The organism is Halomonas organivorans (assembly GCF_014192055.1).
GTDB lineage: Bacteria > Pseudomonadota > Gammaproteobacteria > Pseudomonadales > Halomonadaceae > Halomonas > Halomonas organivorans.
This window is the reverse complement of the sequence record NZ_JACHXM010000001.1, coordinates 196,931-218,419: the sequence shown is the minus strand read 5'-3', so window position 1 is coordinate 218,419 and position 21,489 is coordinate 196,931. Positions and strand designations below refer to the sequence as shown.

8 protein-coding genes are annotated in these 21,489 nt (G+C 66.1%); 4 read left to right on the top strand and 4 right to left on the bottom strand.

Annotated features, from left to right (window positions below):
- Positions 1 to 63 precede the first annotated feature (63 nt).
- From recD to FHR96_RS00890, 4 genes are all read right to left on the bottom strand, one after another.
- A complete protein-coding gene (gene recD, locus FHR96_RS22400; protein WP_246392705.1) occupies positions 64 to 2,691 on the bottom strand; it encodes an exodeoxyribonuclease V subunit alpha in 2,628 nt (875 codons plus the stop codon).
- Positions 2,688 to 6,590, bottom strand: a complete 3,903-nt coding sequence (gene recB, locus FHR96_RS00900) for an exodeoxyribonuclease V subunit beta (protein WP_183385757.1) — start codon at positions 6,588 to 6,590, stop codon at positions 2,688 to 2,690. The genes recD and recB overlap by 4 nt, the downstream gene beginning before the upstream one ends.
- Positions 6,587 to 10,225, bottom strand: coding sequence for an exodeoxyribonuclease V subunit gamma (gene recC / locus FHR96_RS00895; RefSeq protein ID WP_183385756.1), 3,639 nt, complete (start codon positions 10,223 to 10,225; stop codon positions 6,587 to 6,589). The genes recB and recC overlap by 4 nt, the downstream gene beginning before the upstream one ends.
- Positions 10,226 to 10,341: 116 nt before the next feature.
- On the bottom strand, positions 10,342 to 11,340 hold the full coding sequence (locus FHR96_RS00890; RefSeq protein ID WP_183385755.1) for a LysR family transcriptional regulator: 999 nt from the start codon (positions 11,338 to 11,340) through the stop codon (positions 10,342 to 10,344).
- Positions 11,341 to 11,790: 450 nt separating this feature from the next.
- On the opposite strand from FHR96_RS00890, the gene FHR96_RS00885 reads away from it, so the two are divergent.
- The 4 genes from FHR96_RS00885 to FHR96_RS00870 form a co-directional block, all read left to right on the top strand.
- Positions 11,791 to 12,960: an efflux RND transporter periplasmic adaptor subunit gene (locus tag FHR96_RS00885; protein WP_221195649.1), complete on the top strand. Its 1,170-nt coding sequence runs from the start codon at positions 11,791 to 11,793 to the stop codon at positions 12,958 to 12,960.
- 98 nt (positions 12,961 to 13,058) lie between these two features.
- Entirely contained in the window at positions 13,059 to 16,229 is a 3,171-nt protein-coding gene (locus tag FHR96_RS00880) for an efflux RND transporter permease subunit (RefSeq protein WP_183385753.1), read from the top strand.
- A gap of 1,327 nt (positions 16,230 to 17,556) precedes the next feature.
- Entirely contained in the window at positions 17,557 to 18,366 is an 810-nt protein-coding gene (locus FHR96_RS00875; protein ID WP_183385752.1) for an OmpA family protein, read from the top strand.
- Positions 18,367 to 18,574: 208 nt separating this feature from the next.
- Positions 18,575 to 21,489: Ig-like domain-containing protein (locus FHR96_RS00870; RefSeq protein WP_183385751.1), on the top strand; the 2,915-nt coding region annotated here is incomplete at its 3' end.

Below are 21,489 nucleotides of genomic sequence, written 5' to 3'. Positions count from 1 at the left end.
CAATCCTGATGGGCCGCATGGCGTTGAGTGAGGGGCAGGCTTGCATAAGGAAGCCGATGCTCATCAACTTCCCAACCCACTTACCCGCATCACCCGCCGCTGCGCCGCGTCCATCAGCTGGCCTCGGCCGGTTTCCACCAGCGTCAGCCAGTGGCGGGCGCGGGTGATGCCGGTGTAGACCAGCTCTCGGGTGAGGATGGGGTTCGGCGCGTCGGGCAGCACCAGGGCGGCGTGGGTGAACTCCGAGCCCTGGGACTTGTGCACCGTCATCGCGAACACCGTCTCCACCGCCTGCAGGCGCGAGGGCAGCACCCACTTGATGCGGTCGGTGCCGTCGCCGGCGGGGAAGGCCACCCGCAGCAGGCGGCGGTTGTCGCCGGGCTTTGCATCTGGGCGCGGCATATCCAGGGTGATGCCGATATCGCCGTTCATCAGCCCCAGGCCGTAGTCGTTCCTGGTGACGAGCACCGGGCGGCCGGGGTACCAGCGCTGGCGGCCGTCCTGGCTGTCGATCAGCCTTTCCCTCTCCAGCGCCTGGCGCACTCGCTCGTTCAGGCCTTCTACGCCCCAGGGGCCGCGGCGCAGCGCGCACAGCAGTTGGAAGTCGCCGTGGGCCGCGATCACCGCGCGGGCCCAGTCATCGAATGCTTGCTGATCCGTATCGTCGGCAGGGCGCCGCTCGGCCATCACGCTGAGGAAGTGGCGATAGCCCACCGGCGGTGTGTCGGCGTTGTGGGCTCCGGGAAAGCGCTCGGGGCAGCCGGTTACCGCCAGGCGAGCCAGGCCGCGCTCGTCGTCGGCGGAAAGCTTCTGGTGCGAGAGGTCCGCGAAACCGGCGCTGAGCGCCTCATTGATGGCGCGGCGCTTGGCGGCGGGCTCGGCCTCCAAGTTGATCGCCGCGGCCAGTTGGCCGATGCCGCTGTCGGCGGTGAAGCGGTGGCTGACGCGCAGCATGGCGATGGCCTGGTCGAGGGGCTGGCCGTCGGCGTCCAGCGTCTCCGCGGGCAGCGGCTGGCCGGTGGCCTCACTCAGCCACTCGGCGGTGGCCGGGGTGTAGTGGCCGCCCTCGGCCCGGGCGCACAGGTCGCCGAGCACCGAGCCGGCCTCCACCGAAGCGAGCTGGTCCTTGTCGCCGAGCAGTACCAGCCGCGCCCGGGGCGGCAGCGCCTCGAGCATTGCGGCCATCATGCCCACGTCCACCATCGAGGCTTCGTCCACCACCAGCACGTCCAGCGGCAGCGGGTTGTGGCGGTCGTGCCGGAAGCGGCGGGTGTCGGGGCGCGAGCCGAGCAGGCGGTGCAGGGTGCTGACCTCGGTGGGGATCGCTAGCTCGAGTGCCTCGGCGGGGTTTTCGCGCAGCAAGCTGCGCTCCCACGGGGAGGCATCTTCTGGCTGTGTGGGGCCTGGCGTGTCTGGGGCCTGGTCATGGGATTCCCACAGCGCTGCCAGCTTGTCGAAGGGCAGGCGGCTGACCTGGCCGGCGATGGATTCGTTGAGCCGGGCGGCGGCCTTGCCGGTGGGGGCGGCCAGGCGGATGCGCAGGGCTTGCTCTCTTTCTCCCTGGCCTTCGCCGAGGGCCTGGGCCTGGAGCAGGGCGAGCAGGCGCACCACGGTGGTGGTCTTGCCGGTGCCGGGGCCGCCGGTGATCACCGCGAAGCGCGAGCGGCCGGCCAGGGCGCAGGCGGCCTTCTGCCAGTCGAACGGTTCCCGGGGTGGGAAGAGGATGTCGAGGATGGGGCGCAGGGCTTTGGGGTCGACGGGGCGCCTGTCGGCGCCATCGCGCAGCGGAGCTGCGCTCCCACAGGTGGAATCGGTCTGGGTAGCTTCATCCGGGCGCCTGTCGGCGCCATCGCGCAGCGGAGCTGCGCTCCCACAAGAGGCGGCAGGCTGGGAGGCTTCATTAGGGCGCCTGTTGGCGCCTTCGCGCAGCGGAGCTGCGCTCCCACAATAGGCGGCCGGTTGGGGGGCTTCATCTGGGCGCCTGTCGGCGCCATTCGCCGATGCGTCGGACCGGCACGGAGCTGCGCTCCCACAGGTGGAGTTCTCCTCCCTGGTGGCATCTTCCTTACCAGGGGAGGTGGTGTCGGTAGCGTCTAGGCGGGCGAAGATCCGGCTGTGGATATCCTGCTCGTGCTGCCAGTAGCGGCGCAGGTAGAGCCGTGGGCGCGCGGCAGTGCCGGCGAGCACCAGCGGGGTGTTGCCGGGGCCGTCGGTCACCAGCCCGGGTTCCGTCAGGGCGGCGCGCCAGGCGTCGAGGTCCAGCGCGGCCATCACCCGGCTGGGCAGCGGCGGTGGGTCTTCCAGGCTGTCGCCTTCAGGTGGCAACGAGAGGGCCAGGTCCGGAGTGGCCAGCGTCTGGGCCAGGTCCAAGCACACGTGGCCGCGGCCGAGCTGGTGGCTGGCCAGGGCCGCCGCCAGCAACAGCAGGGGTGAGGCCTCACTTACCTCGCTCTCCTTGTTCTCCGCGCTTTCCTGGCTGCCCCGGCTCGCCTCGCGATGCAGGAAGGTGGCGAAGGCTCGGTCCAGCGAGCGCAGCCAGCCGCGGTCGACCCAGCGGTCGAGCAGGGCGAACAGTGCCCCGGTATCGCTCAGCGCGGTTTCGGGCGCTTGAATTAGCGCGGCTTCCGGGGCGGCGTCGGTATCGATGGGATGAGCACCGAGGGGGGCGGCGTTGGATGATGTCGGGGTCATGCGGCGGCCTCCTCGGCGCGGAACAGGGCATCGAGCGCGAGGATCAGCTCGCTCGGCGGGCGTTCGGCGTGCACGCCGCGGGAGGGCGCGCGGGTGCCGCGCAGGAAGACGTAGAGCGCCCCGCCCAGGTGGCGCTCGATGTCGTAGTCCGGCAGCCGGGCCTCGAGCAGCCGGTGCAGGGCCAGCAGGTAGAGGCAGTATTGCACGTCGTAGCGCTTCTCGAGCACGGCCTCCGCCATCGCCGCCTCGGTGTAGGCGGCGTCGTCCACGCCCAGGTGGTTGGACTTCCAGTCGAGCACGTAGAAGCGGCCTTCGTGCTCCACCACCAGGTCGATGAAGCCCTTGAGCATGCCGTTGAGGGTGTCGGGCTCCAGCGCCGGTCGGGGGCGCCCGCCGAGTGTGTGAGCGCTTACGAGGGCGTCCATCTTGCGCGTGTTGACCTTATGCGCGGCGAACCAGAATTCCAGCTCGATCCGGTAGTCGGACGCGCGATTCAGGGCATCGAGGCGCAGCGGCGCGGCCTCGTCATCGCCCGAATCCGGCACCGGCAGCGGCGTGGTCAAAAGCTCCGGCAGCCACTGTTCGAGGGCGGCGATCTGGCCCTCCCAGCCGCGGCGGTTGGCGCGCCGGGCCAGGGTGTCGGCGCGCAGTTCGGTGTCTTCCGCCACCCGGGCGAAGCCTTCCTCGCCGGCCCATTCCAGCAGGCCGTGCAGGAAGGTGCCCGCCGAGGGTCCGCGGGGGAAGCGGTGAAGCGAGCCCTCGCTCACCGTGGCCGCGGCGGCATCGAAGGGCTCGTCGATCACCTCCATGGCCGTCGCCTCGACGGCGGTGGTGGGTTCGGGGGCCGGTTCGGCCTCGACGGCGGTGGCTGCTGCGCTGTCCTCCTCCGGCGTGGCGCCGGTGCGCAGCGCCGAGTAGCTGGCGATCCACCAGTGCTCGCGGATCGCCCGGGTCGGCGCGCGGGCTTCACCGAGAGGCGCGTCGTCGGCGGCGAGCTCGACTGGTGTGGCATCGGCCTCGGGGGCGTCCAGCACCGTCACCTGTTCGTTGCGATCGCCGGCGTTGTCGTCGGCCAGCGCCTCGAGCGCCGGGCGCAGGTTGTCGGGCGAGAGCGCTTCGCCCCCTTTGAGGAGATGGCCGACGGCGCTGCGCTCCATGGCCTCCAGCGGCGCCAGGCCGAGCCAGGTGGCGTGGCGGGCACGGGTCAGGGCGACGTAGAGCTTGCGCAGGTCCTCGCCCAGGCGCTCGTGGTCGGCGCGGGCCAGTGTCGCCTCGTCGGCGGAGAGCGTCAGGCGCAGGTTGCCGTCGTCGTCGTGCCAGCGCAGCGGCAGATCGCCCTGCTTTACCGGGCGGAAGGCGGCGATGAAGGGCAGGAACACCAGCGGGTACTCCAGGCCCTTGGACTTGTGGATGGTGACCACCTGCACCAGGTCGGCGTCGCTCTCCAGGCGCAGGCGGTGGGTGTCGGACTGGGCCTGGGGATGGGCGCGGGACTCGGCCAGGAAGCGCAGCAGGGCGTGCTCGCCGTCGATTTCGGCGCTGGCTTCCTGCAGCAGCTCGCCCAGATGAAGAAGATCCGTCAGCCGTCGCTCGCCCTCGGGCACGGCCAAGAGTCGGCCGGGCACGGCGAAGTCGGCCAGCAGCCGGTGCAGCATGGGCAGCACGCCGCGGCGCTGCCACTGGCGGTGGTAGTCGCGGAACTGCATCACCCGCGCCTCCCAGGCCAGCTCGTCCTGCTGGGGGCCGCCGTTCAGGGCGTCGAGCTCGGCGAGGCTCAGGCCCAGGCTCGGCGTGGCCAGCGCGGCGCGCAGGCAGCGCTCGTCGTCCGGCGCGGCGCAGGCGGCCAGCCACACCTCCAGCTCGGCGGCGGCCTCGGTCTCGAACACGCCCTCCTTGTCGGAGAGGTAGACGCTGCGGATGCCGCGGGCCAGCAGGGCGCCGCGAATGGCGCGGGCCTCGCCGGCGTTGTTGACCAGCACGGCGAGGTCCGACGGCGCCAGCGGCTGGAAGTCTTCCTCTTTCTGAAAGCCCGTCTGCCCGGCCTGGCCCTCGCGCAGGAGACTCGCCATCTCGGTGGCGCAGCGACCGGCCAGCTCGCTGAGGTAGGCGCCCTTGGGCAGGGTGTCGTCGCTGGCCAGGTGCCAGAGCGTCAGCGCCGGCTGGGGCGCGCCGTGTCGGGTGAGTGAGTCCTTGCGGCCGTTGGCGTCCACCGGGGCGAAGGGTACGGGGTTGTCGTCCCCGCGGCGGAACAGGAAGGCCCCGGATTCGCTCTGCTCGGCGTGGGCGAACACCCGGTTGACCGCCTCGACCATCGGCGCGGCGGAGCGGAAGTTGGTGCCCAGCGTGACGTGGCGGCCGGCGGTGTCGCGCCGGGCCTGGAGGTAGGTGTGGATATCGGCGCCGCGGAAGGCGTAGATCGCCTGCTTGGGGTCGCCGATCAGCAGCACGGCGCTGTCATCACGATTGTCTTCCAGCGCATAGACCCGGTCGAACAGGCGGTACTGCACCGGGTCGGTGTCCTGGAACTCGTCGACCAGCGCCACCGGGAACTGCTCGCGGATACGCGCGGCCAGCGTCTCGCCGGCCTCGCCCGCGAAGGCGGCGTCCAGCCGGTGCAGCAGGTCGTCGGGGCCGAGCTCGGCGCGGCGGCGCTGCACGGTCTCGCGGCGCGCGGCCATCCAGTGCACGGCGTGGGCGAGCAGGTCGGCGAACGGGTCGGGCAGCTCGGCGAGGTTCTCCGGCAGCGCTTCCAGGGCCTCCAGCGCCGGCAGGATCGGCGCCCGGTCTTTTTCCCAAGAGTCAGCCTTCCAGATCTCGGCGATGCCCTCCGGCGTCAGCCGCTTCCAGGCGGCGTCGGTCAGCTTCGGCTCGGCAAGCTCGGTGTCATTGGCCCAGTCGCGCAGGGCGGCGAGCCAGTTGGCGCGGCTCTTGGCGTTGAGCTTCTGACCGTTGAACGCCTTGCGCTTGGCGGCGGCCTCGAGCAGCGCCTCCAGCTCGTCGAGCCAGGCCGGCCAGGGCGCCTTGAGCTCGGCCAGCATCGCGGCGCGCCGCTCGCGGTAGTGATCGATCGCCTCGGCCGGCGGCGCCGCCGCGGGCAGGGCGGCGGCGTGGGTACGCAGCCGGGTGGCGGTGTCGTTCAGAGCGTCCGGCGTCGACCACTTGCAGTGGCCGTTGATGATCTCCAGCGCTTCGGGGTCGAGGTCGTAGTAGAAGCTGCGCCAGTAGTCCCGGGCGATCTCCAGGTCCATCTCCGACTGGTCCAGCGACATCTCCAGGGCGAACAGGCTGCCGCTGTCGAAGGCGTGCTCGCGCAGCATGCGGTGGCACCAGGAGTGGATGGTGGAGACCGCGGCCTCGTCCATCCACTCGGCGGCCAGCCGCAGCCGGCGCGCGCAGGTCGGCCAGCTCTCGCGGGGGTAGCTGTTACGCAGGGCGATCAGAGGGTCCTGGCTGCCGTCATCGTCGTCTGCGGGGATATCCACCGCGGAAGCGTTATCCACCGGTGGTTCGGCGAAGAGATCGCCGGTTTCGTTGGGAGACGGGGTGGGCGCATCGTCGGGCGCCTGAACCGGCGCCTCCGTCGCGTCGTCGGACGAGGTAGAGGGCGAGAACGCCTCGGCGGCCTCCACCAGCCGGGCGCGGATGCGGTCACGCAGCTCCTGGGTGGCGGCGTTGGTGAAGGTGACGACAAGGATCTCCGGCGGCGTCAGCGGCCGAGGGAAGCTGGCCGCATCGTTCTCATTGCGGGGGCCGAGCACCAGGCGCAGGTAGAGCAGGGCGATGGTGAAGGTCTTGCCGGTGCCGGCGCTGGCCTCGATCAGCCGGCTGCCGGTGAGCGGCAGCGCTACGGGATCAAGCCGAGGCGTCTCGGCCGCTTGCATGGCTTCCGTCATCGTCATGCCTTGCCTCCCTGGCCCTTGCCGCCGTTCTTCCTGGTTTTTACCGCATCGTGAAGGGGCGCATAGAGCGCCGCGGTCAGCTCGGTGAAGTGCCGCCCGGCGGCCTCATGGCGCACCAGGCTTTCGAGGTCGCGCCACTGGCGGGCGATATACGGATCGCGGCCAAGCTCGCCATGGTCGCCGTTGAAGCCGGTGCCATGGAAGACGGTGACGGCGGCCTTCCAGGCCTTGTAATCGGCCTCCTCTGCTTTCGCCTCATCGCCACCGAAGACGCGGGCCAGGGCGTTGGGATCGCCGCCCTTCTCGTGCCAGGCGAAGGCGGTGTCGCGGGCCAGCGGCAGCGGTGCGGTCATGCCGGAGCGCCAGGCGCGGGCGATGGCCTCCAGGTGCGCCCGGGCGGTGCCGGCGTCCAGCGGCGCCAGGGTGCCGCCGCCGGCGCGGGAGATCAGCTCGGTGGTCATGGGGCCGAGGGCGAGCTGGCCGGCCAGGTGGGCGACCCAGGGGGCCAGCCAGTGCTTCCAGTGGTACTTGCCCTTGTTGATCAGGCTGCTGGTCATCAGCACCAGACGGCAGCGCTCGCCCGCGTCGCTCTCGCGCAGGCCGTCCAGCCAGTCCTCCACGGCCAGCGGGCCATCTTCGGTGGCGAGTTGTAGCGACACGGCGGCCGGCGTCTCCCAGGCGTGGGGCCAGGCCTCGAGCAGCTCGGCGTAGTCGCTGAACACCTTGTCCAGCGGCTCGACCAGCTGCTCGCGCATCAGCTCGGCGAAGCCACCCATGGCCAGGCGCCCCTCGCGCTCGAGGCGCTCCAGGGTGGCGTGCACGGCTGGCGTCGGCGGTTCGGCGACGTCCACGGCGCGGCGGCCGGCCTCGATCAGCGCCTGCTGGAGCTGCCAGTGGTCCAGGCCGTCGAGCGCGAAGGGTTCGTGGTCGGGACTCTCCAGCGCCTCGCGTTCGAGATAGACGCCGAGCCGGGTGGTGAAGAAGGCCTTCACCGGGTCCTTGAGGAAGCCGCTGAGACGCGACAGCGGCAGGGCGGTATCGAGTTCGATGGGCGGCAGCTCGCCGTCCGCGACGTCTTGCGGCGTTGTCTCAACAGAGTGCACCGCCCGCCATTCATGGGCATAGGTAAACAGCGCTGGATCTTCTGAAAAGTAGCTGCGACTGAACGGCTGCAGCGGGTGCTCGGTGGTCAGGGCGTCGACCAGGGCCTGGCCGGCGTCGTCCTCGTGCTCGTGGCCGGCGAGCGTCCAGCCGGCGGCGAGGTGGTCGCGCAGCTGGCCGAGCAGCACCGAGGGCGGCTGGGTGGCGTTGTCGTGGATGCTGCGGCCGACCCAGCTGATCATCAGGCTGTTGCGGGCCGAGAGCAGTGCTTCGAGGAACAGGTAGCGGTCGTCCTCGCGGCGCGAGCGATCGCCGGGGCGGTAGTCGTGGCCCATCAGGTCGATGTCCAGCGGGCGCTGTACCCGCGGGTAGTCGCCGTCGTTCATGCCCAGCAGGCAGACGTGGCGGAACGGGATGGCGCGCATCGGCATCAGGGTGGCGACGTTCACCGCGCCAGCCAGGAAGCGCTGGGAGAGGTTGGCCTCGTCGAGCTGGCCGAGCCAGTGCTCGCGCACCACCGAGAGCGGCAGCGCCTCGGTGAGGCCGGCGTCCTCGCTGGTCTCCTGCCAGTCTTCCAGCAGTTCGCCCAGGCGGTTGAGGGTGGCGAGGTCGGCCTCGTCCTCGGCGGCGAAGCACTCGGCCAGCAGCCCGCGCAGGCGGCGGCACCAGGTGGGCACGTCGGCGGGCTCGCTGAGCGCGCGCCACTGGGCTTCCAACGCGTCGAGCAGGTCCATCAGCGGGCCGGCCAGCGCGGCTTCCAGTCCACCGATGTCGCCGTAGGGCTCGATGTCGTGCCAGGGGCCGTCGGCGCCTTCGTTCTCCGTCTGACCCACCGCGTAGCCCAGCATCAGGCGGCGCAGGCCGAAGGCCCAGGTGTTGGCGGTGAGCCCGCCGGGCAGGTCGAGCCGGGCGCGCTGCTCGGCGTCCAGCCCCCAGCGGATGCCAGCGCCCTCGATCCAGCGGCGCAGCACCGGCAGGGCGTCGGCGTCCAGGCCGAAGCGGGCGCGCAGGGCGGGCACTTCGAGCAGGTCGAGCAGGTCGCTCACCGTGAGCCGCGCCTCCGGCAGGTGCAGCAGCGCCTCCAGCGCCACCAGCAGCGGCTGGCGGTGGCGGCTGGTCTGGTCGGAGAGCGTGAAGGGGATGTGGCGCGGGTCGTCCGGCGGCAGGCGGCCGAACACCGCCTGCACGGCGGCGGCGTAGGTGTCGATGTCCGGCACCATCACCAGCACGTCGCGCGGGCGCAGCGTGGGGTCGGCGTCGAAGGCGGCCAGCAGCTGGTCGTGGAGGATCTCCACCTCGCGCAGCGCGCTGTGGGCGACGTGGAAACGCAGGCTGCGGTCATGGGCCGGGTCCACGGCCGGCCAGGCCTCGCGGGTCTCCTGGGGCGGGCGCAGCTCGAGGATGTCGTCCTGCAATTGCTGCAGCAGCCCCGGGGCTTCGGCCTGCTCGAGCGGCGAGTCGAACAGATCGATGCGCATCGCCTCGGCGTCGAACAGCGCCCGGTAGGCGTCCTGGTCGTCGAACTCGTCGAGCAGGCGCAAATAGTCGCGGCCCTGCTTGCCCCAGGCGGCCAGCAGCGGCTGGGCGTGAAGATGCAGCTGGGTGTCGTCGAGCGCCAGCGGCATGCCGGGGCGTTGGCGCTGGCGTCGGCGGGCGGCCCGCAGCAGGTCCTTGTGCTCGATGATGTCCGCCCAGTAGTGGCGGCAGGGGTTGTGCACGCACAGCAGCACCTGGGTGACGCGAGACACCGCGGCCAGCGCCTCCAGGGTCTGGCGGGGCAGCGAGGAGATGCCGAACACCACCACCCGGCGCGGTAGGCCCGAAGGACGGCTCTTTCCAGAACCCCGCTGAAGGCTCTCAGGCGTCAGCTCGCGGCAGGCCTCGAGGAAGCGGGTGTGCACCCAGGCGCGGCTGGTGGCCAGGCCTTCGTCTCCGATGTCGTCGCGCAGCCGTCGCCATAGCGCCGGCTGCCAGCGTTGGTCCTCGGCGAGCGGACGGGCCTGGCCGCGGGCGTCGATCAGCTCGTCGCGGCCCTCGGCCCAGGCGGAAAGCCAGTCGGCGCGATAGACCTGGTACTGGTCGAACAGGTCGGCCAGGCGCTCGGCGAGCTGGTGGCGCTTGCGCAGGTCCTCGTCGTCGGCCAGGAAGCGCGCCAGCGGGGCGAAGGTGGCGTCATCCAGCAGCTCGGGCAGCAGGCGCATCAGCCGCCAGATCAGCCGCGGTTTGTCCAGCGGCGAGGCCGGCGGCACGGCGTCTGCGCCCAGGACGGCGCGGTAGGCTTGCCACAGGTAGCGCGCCGGGAGGGTGACGTCCATCGCCGCGGCAATACCGGCGCCGGCGGGCGGGTCGGCGGCCAGCGCCAGCTTCAGCCACTGGCTGATGCCGTTGCTCTGCACCAGGATCACCTCGTCCTCGAGCGGCGAGAGCGGATGCTGGCGTAGCCACTCCACCGCCAGGTCGCGCAGCGCCTCGAGGCGGTTGCCGTGGATCACCATGAAGCCGGGCGTCAGGGCGGTCTCTGCGGTGGCGAGCATGGCGAATCCTTCGCAGCGATGAAACGGGGCTTCATGGTGCCGCAAGATGGGCGCTTCGTCAGCTCATCGCGAAGCGGGACGCCGCCACGCCAAGGGAAAGTGGAAGTCCGTGTTCCTCAGGCCGTTGCGTCCACGGGTTCCTCCGCGTCTTCGGCGACCGCGGCCGGGGGGAAGGCGACCGGGGTGGCGGGGGCCTGGTCCTGCGGGAGTGCTGCCTGCATCTTGAGGCGCATCTGCTCGACGACGAAATCGACGAAGGTGCGTACCTTGGGCGAGACGAGCAGGCCGCCCGGGAAGACTGCGTTCAGCTCTACCTCGGGGCCCTCCCAGCCCTCGAGGATGCGGTGTATCCGGCTTTCCTCCGGCCCGAGGCAGGCCACGATCTCGCTGGCCAGCATGATGCCCTGCCCATCGAGCAGCAGGCCGCGCAATATGAAGGGGTCGTTGGCGATGGCCACGGGGTCGATCTCGACCTCCTCCCGGCGCGATCCGTTTTGCAACTGCCACACATGGCGATGCCCGCGTCGGTCGAGGTCTCTCGCCAGCGCCGGGTGATGGATCAGGTCCGCCGGCTCGCGGGGTTCGCCGTTTTGGGCGAGGTAGTCCTCGCTGGCATACACGTAAGAGCGATGTCGGGCCAGCGGGCGCGCCACCAGGCTGGAGTCCGCCAGGGGGCCAACGCGGATGGCGACGTCGATCCGGTTGGCCACCAGGTCGAGGCGCTCGTTGGAGAGAATCAACTCGACCCGCACCTGGGGATAGTGCTTGCGGAAGTCCTGCACCAGGATCGAGGTGAACTCGCTGCACATGGTGAAGGGCGTGGTGACTCGCAGCCAGCCCCGCGGGCTGTCCTCGAGCTGGTGCACCGCGTGCTCCGCTTCGCCAAGCTCGCGGGCGATGCGCTGGCTGTACTCATAGTACACGGCGCCGGCCTCGGTCAGGCTGAGGCGGCGTGTGGTGCGCTGCAGCAGCCTGGCGCCCAGGCGATTCTCCAGCGCTTTCACCTTGCGGCTTACCGTGGTCTTGGGAATGCCCAGCAGGCGGGCGGCGGCGGTAAAGCTTCCTTGCTCCACCACCTTGGAGAAGATCAGGACATCGTTGAGATCCTGTGACATGGCTGGTTCCGTCATGAGGGCGTCCGGCATCGGGGAAGCGCTTCCCGACTGTTCCATGAGGGAAACAGTATTTCCCTCTTGGCCGGGCTAATCAATTCAGCGCGCAAGCCTTAACGTTAGTTGAACTTTTACAGAGTACTCAAGGGGTAGAGAGGCATCGGTTCCCGCCGATGTTTCTCGGCGCTGTCGATTTTCCATGCCAGCACGCGACTACTGCCATGAACGGGCAGGCCGATGAATAACACTCTTTGCCATGCAGTCCCGGCCGTATTTCGTTCCGGTAGTGAAAAGTTCGCTACCCAGACCTTTACCTGAAGTTAGCTTTAGGAATTAGGGTTCGGACTTCGAGCCATGACTCGGCCCCCTTGATCCCTTGGAGAGACGAAGATGCGTAATACAGCCACGCCCCACGGAGGATATCGACGACCGTCAAGGAGCCGACTCCTCGGCATGCCTGTCAGGCCGCTCATGGTGGCTCTGGCCTTGCTGGGTGCCATCGTTCTGGCCGGCTGTGACAGCCAGGCGGATAGCGCCAGCGCCCAGCAGGCACCGCCGCCGCAGGTGAGTGTTGCCGAGGTGGTAATCAAGGACGTGCGCTACTGGGACGAATTCACCGGGCGTATCCAGCCGGTGGAGAGAGTCGAGCTGCGCCCGCGCGTGTCGGGGCATATCGAGAGCGTCAACTATACCGAGGGCCAGGAGGTCGCCAAGGGTGATGTGCTGTTCGTCATCGACCAGCGCCCGTATCAGGCCCAGTTGGCGGGAGCCGAAGCCGATCTGCAGCGAGCCCGTTCGCGGGTCGAATTGACCCGGGTCGAGGCTTCCCGTGCCGAGCGCCTGTCCAAGACCCATGCCATTTCCAGAGAAGAGCTGGACCAGCGACGCGCTGCTGCACGCCAGGCCCAGTCGGACCTGCTGGCGGCCGAGGCCCGGCTCGAGACGGCACAGCTGAACATGGATTTCACCGAGGTTCGCGCTCCCATTGCCGGGCGTACCGGCCGAGCGCTGGTGACGGCGGGCAACCTGGTGTCCGAATCCACGCAGCTGACCAGTATCGTCTCGCAGGACAAGGTCTATGTGAATTTCTACAGCGATGAGCGGACCTACCTGAACTACGACGCCATGGCGCGCAGCGGCGAGCGCTCCAGCTCGCGCGAAACCAGGACTCCGGTGCAGGTTGGCCTGGCCAACGACGACGGCTACCCCTATCGCGGCGAGGTGGACTTCGTCGACAACAGCCTGGATGCGGACACCGGGACCATCTTGATTCGCGCCGTGCTCGACAACGGCGATGGGCGCTTTACACCGGGCATGTTCGCGCGAGTGCGAGTGATGGGCGGCGGTGACAGCGCGGCCACCCTGATCGATGACAAGGCGGTGCTGACGGACCAGGACCGCAAGTATGTCTACGTCGTCAACGATGAAAACGTCGCGCTGCGCAAGGATATCCGTACCGGCCGCATGGCGGATGGGCTCAGGGTGGTCGAGTCCGGACTGGAGCCGGGGAACCGCGTGGTAGTGAACGGCATTCAGCGGATCTACTTCCCGGGCATGCAGGTGGCAGCGGAAGTCGTCGAGATGGATGGCAAGCCCGAAGCCGCAGTGCTGGTGGCCCAGTAAGCCCTCGGCGCTCGATACCCGAGGGAGATCGAGCGACCCCCTATTATTGCGTCTGAGCGGAGCGGGTGCCGTCTCCCCGCTCCGAGGAGAGTCGTTTCATGGATTTCGCCAAATTCTTCGTCGACCGGCCGATCTTCGCCGCGGTGTTGTCGATACTGATCTTCATCGCCGGGATCATCACCATCCCGATGTTGCCGATCAGCGAATACCCGGATGTGGTGCCGCCTTCGGTGGTCGTGCGCACGGCCTATCCAGGGGCTAACCCCAAAGTCATTTCCGAGACCGTGGCAACACCGCTGGAGGAGGCGATCAACGGCGTCGAGAACATGATGTATCTCAAGTCGGTGGCCGGCTCCGATGGGGTGCTGCAGATAACCGTGACTTTCCGTCCCGGCACCGATCCGGATGATGCCGCGGTCAAGGTGCAGAACCGGGTCAACCAGGCGCTCGCGAGGCTACCCGAGGATGTGCGTCGGCAGGGCGTGACCACGCAGAAGCAGTCGCCGACGTTCCTGATGGTGGTGCATCTGACGTCGCCGGATGAGCGTTATGACACGCTCTATCTGCGCAACTATGCCCGGCTTCACGTCAAGGATGCCCTGTCACGCATCCAGGGCGTCGGCGATGCCCAGATCTTCGGCGGTGGCGACTATGCCATGCGTGCCTGGCTCGATCCGGACAAGATCGCCGCGCGCGGCCTCACCGCCGGCGACGTGGTACAGGCGATACGCGAGCAGAACGTGCAGGTGTCGGCCGGCCAGCTCGGCGCCGAGCCCATGCCCGACAGCGACTTCCTGACCCTGATCAACGCCCGGGGGCGCCTGACCACCGAGCAGGAGTTCGGCGATGTCGTGGTCAAGAGTGGCCGGGATGGCGAGCTCGTGCGCTTGGCCGATGTCGCCCGCCTGGAGCTGGGCGCCGGAGACTATACCCTGCGCTCGAAGCTCGACGGCCATGATGCGGTCGCCATCGGCGTCTTCCAGGCACCCGGGGCGAATGCCCTGGAGATCCAGGAGAACGTCATCGCCACCATGGACGAGCTGGCCCAGTGGTTCCCCGAGGGCGTCGAGTACGAGGCGGTGTACGACACCACCATCTTCGTGCGCGACTCGATTTCGTCCGTGATCAAGACCCTGCTGGAAGCCGTGCTGCTGGTGGTGCTGGTGGTCACGCTGTTCCTGCAGACCTGGCGTGCCTCGATCATTCCGCTGATAGCAGTGCCGGTGTCCGTGGTGGGCACCTTCGCCGTGCTCTATTTATTGGGCTTCTCGATCAATACCCTGACCCTGTTCGGCCTGGTGCTGGCGATCGGCATCGTGGTCGACGATGCGATCGTGGTGGTGGAGAACGTCGAGCGCAACATCGGGGATGGCCTGGCGCCCCTGGCGGCCGCGCACCAGGCGATGCGTGAGGTATCCGGCCCGATCATCGCCATTGGCCTGGTGCTGTGTGCGGTGTTCGTGCCGATGGCCTTCCTCTCCGGTGTCACCGGCCAGTTCTATCGCCAGTTCGCCGCCACCATTGCCATCTCGACGGTGATTTCCACGATCAACTCGCTGACCCTGTCACCGGCGTTGGCGGCGATGCTGCTCAAGCCCCACGATGCGCCCAAGGACCGGATGACCCGCCTGATTGACCTGCTGTTCGGCTGGCTGTTCCGCCCCTTCAATCGCTTCTTCGCCAGCAGCTCGTCCAGCTACCAGGGCGCGGTATCGCGCTCGCTGCACCGGCGTGGCGCGGTCTTTCTGGTCTATGCGCTGCTGCTGGTGGCGACCGGCATGATGTTCAAGATGGTGCCGCCGGGGTTCATTCCGACCCAGGACAAGCAATACCTGATCGCCGGGGTCAAGTTGCCGGAAGGGGCCTCGCTGTCGCGTACCGACGAGATGCTCAGCCAGATCAGTGACATCGCCATGTCCACCGAGGGAGTCTCCCACTCCATCGCCTTCCCTGGCCTCAATGCCTTGCAGTTCACCAATACCCCTAACAGCGGCGTGGTGTTCCTGCCGCTGGCGCCTTTCGACGAGCGCTCGCGCACGGCGGCCGAGATCAATGCCGAGATCAACCAGAAGATCGCCGGTCTGCAGGAAGGATTCGCCTTCTCGTTCATGCCGCCCCCCATTCTCGGCCTGGGCAACGGCAATGGCTGGCAGATGTTCATCGAGGATCGTGCCGGCCTGGGCTATGGCGCCCTGCAGAGCGCAGTGCAGTCCTTCCAGGGGGCCATTTCACAGACCCCGGGCATGGGCTTTCCGATTACCAGCTATCAGGCCAACGTGCCGCAGCTCGATGCCGTGGTCGATCGCATCAAGGCCAAGGCTCAGGGGGTTCCGCTGACCGAGCTGTTCGACACCCTCCAGACCTATCTCGGCTCGACCTATGTCAACGACTTCAACCAGTTCGGCCGCACCTGGCAGGTGATCGCCCAGGCCGATTATGCCTACCGTGGCAGCGTCGAGGACATTGCCAACCTGCGTACGCGCAATGAGTACGGGGAAATGGTGCCGATCGGAGCGATGGTGGATGTCCAGCAGACCTTCGGCCCCGATCCGGTGCTGCGTTACAACGGCTATCCCGCCGCCGACCTGGCCGGCGAGGCGGATCCGCGTGTGCTGTCCTCGGCCCAGGCGATGGACAAGCTGAGCGAGCTGGCCGACCAGGTGCTGCCCAACGGCATGTCCTTCGAGTGGACCGACCTGAGCTTCCAGCAGGCCACTCAGGGCAATGCCGCGCTGGTGGTATTCCCGCTCTCGGTGCTGCTTGTGTTCCTGGCCCTGGCCGCTCTCTACGAGAGCTGGACCCTGCCGCTGGCGGTGATCCTGATCGTGCCGATGTGCATGCTCTCGGCGCTGCTCGGGGTGTGGTTCATGAAGGGCGACAACAACATCTTCGTCCAGGTCGGGCTGGTGGTGTTGATCGGCCTGGCGTGCAAGAACGCCATCCTGATCGTCGAGTTCGCCCGTGAGCTGGAGAGGCAGGGCAAGGGCATCGTCGAGGCGGCTCTGGAGGCCTGCCGCCTGCGCCTGCGGCCGATCATCATGACCTCGATCACCTTCACCGCCGCGGTGGTACCGCTGATGCTGGGGAGCGGCGCCGGTGCCGAGGTGCGTCAGGCGCTCGGCGTGGCGGTGTTCGCCGGCATGCTCGGCGTCACCCTGTTCGGCCTCTTCCTCACCCCGGTGTTCTACGTGGCCTTGCGCAAGCTGGTCGAGCGCGGCCGTCGGGCCGATGAGGACACCTTGCCGGCAGGGGGCGAATACCGTGCATAAGCGATGGCCGACTTGCTGACGTCTGACTTGGCGAAGTGAAGTCGGCGCTCAATGTGCGTCTCTCGTCGATGGGAGACGGTGCACCCAACGTTCAGGAATCTCGGCGATGTCGACAATAAATAGGCGCTTGGCATGCCTAGCAGACTGCCTTGGTCAATGACTCTGGTCTGACACTCTGCATCGCCATGGTTCCATTGGACAGCGGATCATTCATAGAGAAGGTCGGCTGTCACGATTGCACCAATGTCTGATGTCGATACTTTTTTGTTATGGATATTCGACATGTGAGTCGACTTAGGAATAAGAGCCCCGGTTATCAAGCGGCATGAGACGCGCGATGTGCAAGTGGCTCGATACCACAGATCACTCGGATCAACGCCCTCATGCGGCGCACCGACTAGCTAAGCGAGCTGTTGTTGCGGATGTAACATTTGTTCACAAAAATATTCTAGCAATCGTGCTTGGATGCCCTCCGCTGTTTGCAGTTGCAGTTCCTATTGAAGTTGTCTAATTTAGTTTTGTCCGGCTGGCGTGGCTGAGACGCATCATCAAGAAGACTGAGACTGGATCATTGAAGGGCCTCTCACTAGCCGCTATTGCCATTCACCGGGACAGTGCCATGCTCAATGTCAAATTTTTCTCCAGTCGCGGTCCCTTCTCCAGTCGTACCGGTCTTTCCGTCATTGGACAATGCTTCGAGGTTGCTTGTGTCGACACCATCAGTCGTCATTTTTCCACTGCGCAGGGCAGTGACCTGAAACGGTTGTCCTGCAACCTTCTACGGTGGATGGGGATGCTTGGCATGGCTAGTTCTCCGAATTCGGGCCGCCACCCGGCCAAGTTGCACCGAGAGCACTCTGTGCTGCCAAAAATGATGCGCCGAACGCACCCCGTGGTTCACAAAGCGAGATGGATCAACTCTCACTGCGGGCTAGAACAGCGTGCGCATGACGGTTCGCCTCCTCCCGTGCAGCCACTTGCGCTATCCACAAAGAACGACATGCCGCTCGTTTGTCGAAAGAAGCCACCAGGCAGGAAACCAATGGTTAGCGGAAGCCAGCATCGTCGTTTCCGAGGGGGAAATTATGGTGAAACGAGTCGGCGATGCCTGCCAACGCAACAGTGGTCGGGCATGCGCGGAGCGCTTGAGATGGGGCTAGTGCCACAGATTCATTGTAATGAAAGATATGTTTAATAATATCTATGGGAAATTGGGTGTTAATGGGGGAAAGATGATGCATTGACCGTGGGTTTTTTGTTTGGCCCATGGTCAGAGCGAGAGTAGATGGATTTTTCAAAATAAACAATGGATAGCAAGGAAGACGCTATGGGTACTATGGATAGAAATGTCAAAGAAAGGTCTGTGATGCTGATTGCAGGCTCATTTTTAGCGGCAAGCAGCATTGTGGGCTCTGTTTATGCGGAGGAATTTCCTGATGTTGTTGTCGATGCCTCTCACTCTGAGCTAGGCGAGCCATTTCTACGGAATGGTGCAGAGATACCCATCAGAGATCTGCAGGAGTTGGGTGCCGGTCTCGGCAGGCTGTCGCAGGAAGATGTAATAAGCCTTCTTGGCTCTCCGGTCGACCCATCAGTTGTCGGTCAAGATGATAGCTGGCTATACAACGTCAGTCTGCCGCTTCCCGGTGAAAATTATCTTGTATGCCAATATCGCATTTCCTTTTCTCAGCAGGTTCTTTCTTCTCTAGAGTGGCGACGGCCACAGTGTGAGCATCTTTTTTCAGAGCTCTCAATGCCTGCCCAGCCACAAAAAGTCAGTCTCTCAGATGACTTTTTATTCGGTTTTGATAACTACTCCCTTTCACCACAAGGCCGGTCGGAACTACGTCGGGTCCTCCAGGACGCTCAGGGCAAGTTTCAAGCCCTCTCGATCTCGGTGACTGGACACACCGATCGAATCGGTGCAGCGGAATACAATATGCATCTTTCTGAAGAGCGGGCCAAAGCAGTGGCCGATGCTCTGATGCAGTGGGGGGTGAATCCTGGAAGTATCAGCTATGAAGGCCGAGGAGAGAGCGAGCCGGTAGTGAATTGTCCAAACATCGCTGGCGCTGAACTGAAAAAATGTCTAGCGCCTAATCGTCGCGTCGAGATCTTGTTAAAAGAAAGGTCTTGAATCTGGTTGGCGGATTTTTCCTTTTGCAGGCTCGTTAGGTGTCTGGAATAAAGGAAGAGTGCGCCAGTCGTGTTCATTTTTCCATTTTGGATTTTTGGAATCGATGATTATTGAGTTCTGGCGGTGTTTTGGGAGTGGACTCCAGGGTTCTCGAAAAAACAAGATTCTCCAGGGCTTTAAGTAACAGTAAAAGGGATAGAGGTGGATTATGGAAAATGCATTCATAGTTGTTACTCCTAAGGCTGGCGGCGATGTGGTTGAATTGCCACAGGGAAGTGCTGTCGATTTGCAGGCTCCTAGTGCAGTCAAAATTGCTGTAGGACCTGAAGAGGTCGCAGCGTTTGACCAGTCGGGAATGGACCTGATCATCACCTTGAAGTCTGGGGAGAAGATCGTCATTTCTGACTTTTTCAATGTTTCAGAGGGGGAGCGAAGTGAGCTGCTCCTCGAAGATTCCGATGAGGTCGTTTGGTGGGGGCAGTATGAGTCCCCTTGGTCAGGATTTTCGTTTGCTGAAATCCAAGAGGCAACTGAGTTGGCCGGGGGGATCCCGGCATGGGCAATGGTTGCAGGAGTTCTAGGCGTGGCCGGTGCGGCTGCCGTGGCTGCGGATAGCGATTCTGACTCTGACAGCGACGCGGGCTCAGACGGCGACGGCGATGGCTCAGACGGCGATGGCGATGGCTCAGACGGCGATGGCGATGGCTCAGACGGCGACGGCGATGGCTCAGACGGTGATGGCGACGGCGATGGTGATGGCGACGGCGACGGCGATGGCGATGGCGATGGTGATGGCGACGGCGACGGCGATGGCGATGGCGATGGTGATGGCGACGGCGATGGTGATGGCGACGGCGACGGCGACGGCGACGGTGATGATGACGGTGACGGCTCTGACGGCGATCCTGTCTCTGATGGAGATAACATTGCGCCAGACGCCCCGACTGTTGGCAGTGTGGCTAACACCGTTGACGAAAACGGTGAGCCGAACGGTACTAGGGTAAGCGGTACCGCCGAGCCCAATAGCACGGTTCATATCCGTGATCCGGACACCGGTGATGTAGTTGGCAAAGGGAAAGTCGACGCAAACGGTAACTACGCGATCACCACCGACACGCCGCTGGAAGATGGCAAGGATTATGACGTTGTTGCCATCGACGATGCCGGCAATGACTCCGAGCCGGCTACGGCGACGGGGGATACCACCGCGCCTGACGCGCCGACCGTCGACAGCGTCACCAATACGCTGGATGAAAACGGCGAGCCGGACGGCACCACGGTAAGCGGCACCGCCGAGCCGAACAGCGCGGTCGAAATCCGCGACCCCGACTCTGGCGATGTCGTCGGCACCGGGCAGGCCGACGAAAACGGTGATTATGCGATCACCACTGACACGCCGCTGGAAGATGGCAAGGACTATGACGTCGTGGCCATCGACGACGCCGGCAATGGCTCCGAGCCGGCCACGGCGACGGGGGGCGCCGCCGCACCAGACGCGCCGACCGTTGACAGTGTCGTGAACACCTTTGATGAAAACGGCGAGCCGGATGGCACCACGGTAAGCGGTACCGCCGAGCCCAACAGCGCGGTCGAGCTCCGCGACCCCGACACCGGCGATGTCGTCGGCACCGGGCAGGCCGACGCAAACGGTAACTACGCGATCACCACCGACACGCCGCTGGAAGACGGCAAGGACTATGACGTCGTGGCCATCGACGACGCCGGCAATGACTCCGAGCCGGCTACGGCGACGGGGGATATCGCCGCGCCTGATGCGCCGACCGTCGACAGTGTCGGCAACACCTATGATGAAAACGGCGAGCCGGACGGCACCAAGGTAAGCGGTACCGCCGAGCCGGGCAGCTCGGTCGAGATCCGTGATCCGGATGCCGGTGATGTGGTCGGCGCGGGTGATGCCGACGAAAACGGTGATTATGAGGTCATCACCGACACGCCGCTGGAAGATGGCAAGGACTATGACGTCGTGGCCACCGACGACGCCGGCAATGCCTCCGAGCCGACCACGGCGACAGGGAATAACGCGCCGACCGTTGACAGCGTCGTCAATACGCTGGATGAAAACGGCGAGCCGGATGGCACCACGGTAAGCGGTAGCGCCGAGCCGGGCAGCGCGGTTGAGATCCGTGACCCCGACACCGGCGATGTCGTTGGCACCGGGCAGGCCGGCGCAAACGGTGATTATGCGATCACCACCGACACGCCGCTGGAAGATGGCAAGGATTATGACGTCGTGGCCATCGACGACGCCGGCAATGACTCCGAGCCGGCCACGGCGACGGGGGATACCGCCGCGCCTGTCGCGCCGACCGTCGACAGCGTCGTCAATACGCTGGATGAAAACGGCGAGCCGGACGGCACCACGGTAAGCGGCACCGCCGAGCCGAACAGCGCGGTCGAGATCCGCGACCCCGACACCGGCGATGTCGTCGGCACCGGGCAGGCCGACGCAAACGGTAACTACGCGATCACCACCGACACGCCGCTGGAAGGCGGCAAGGACTATGACGTCGTTGCCATCGACGACGCCGGCAATGACTCCGAGCCGGCCACGGCGACGGGGGTTATTGTCGCACCAGACGCGCCGACCGTTGACAGTGTCGTGAACACCTTTGATGAAAACGGCGAGCCGGACGGCACCACGGTAAGCGGTACCGCCGAGCCCAACAGCGCGGTCGAGCTCCGCGACCCCGACACCGGCGATGTCGTCGGCACCGGGCAGGCCGACGCAAACGGTAACTACGCGATCACCACCGACACGCCGCTGGAAGACGGCAAGGACTATGACGTCGTGGCCATCGACGACGCCGGCAATGACTCCGAGCCGGCTACGGCGACGGGGGATATCGCCGCGCCTGATGCGCCGACCGTCGACAGTGTCGGCAACACCTATGATGAAAACGGCGAGCCGGACGGCACCAAGGTAAGCGGTACCGCCGAGCCGGGAAGCTCGGTCGAGATCCGTGATCCGGATGCCGGTGATGTGGTCGGCGCGGGTGATGCCGATGAAAACGGTGATTATGAGGTCATCACCGACACGCCGCTGGAAGATGGCAAGGACTATGACGTCGTGGCCACCGACGACGCCGGCAATGCCTCCGAGCC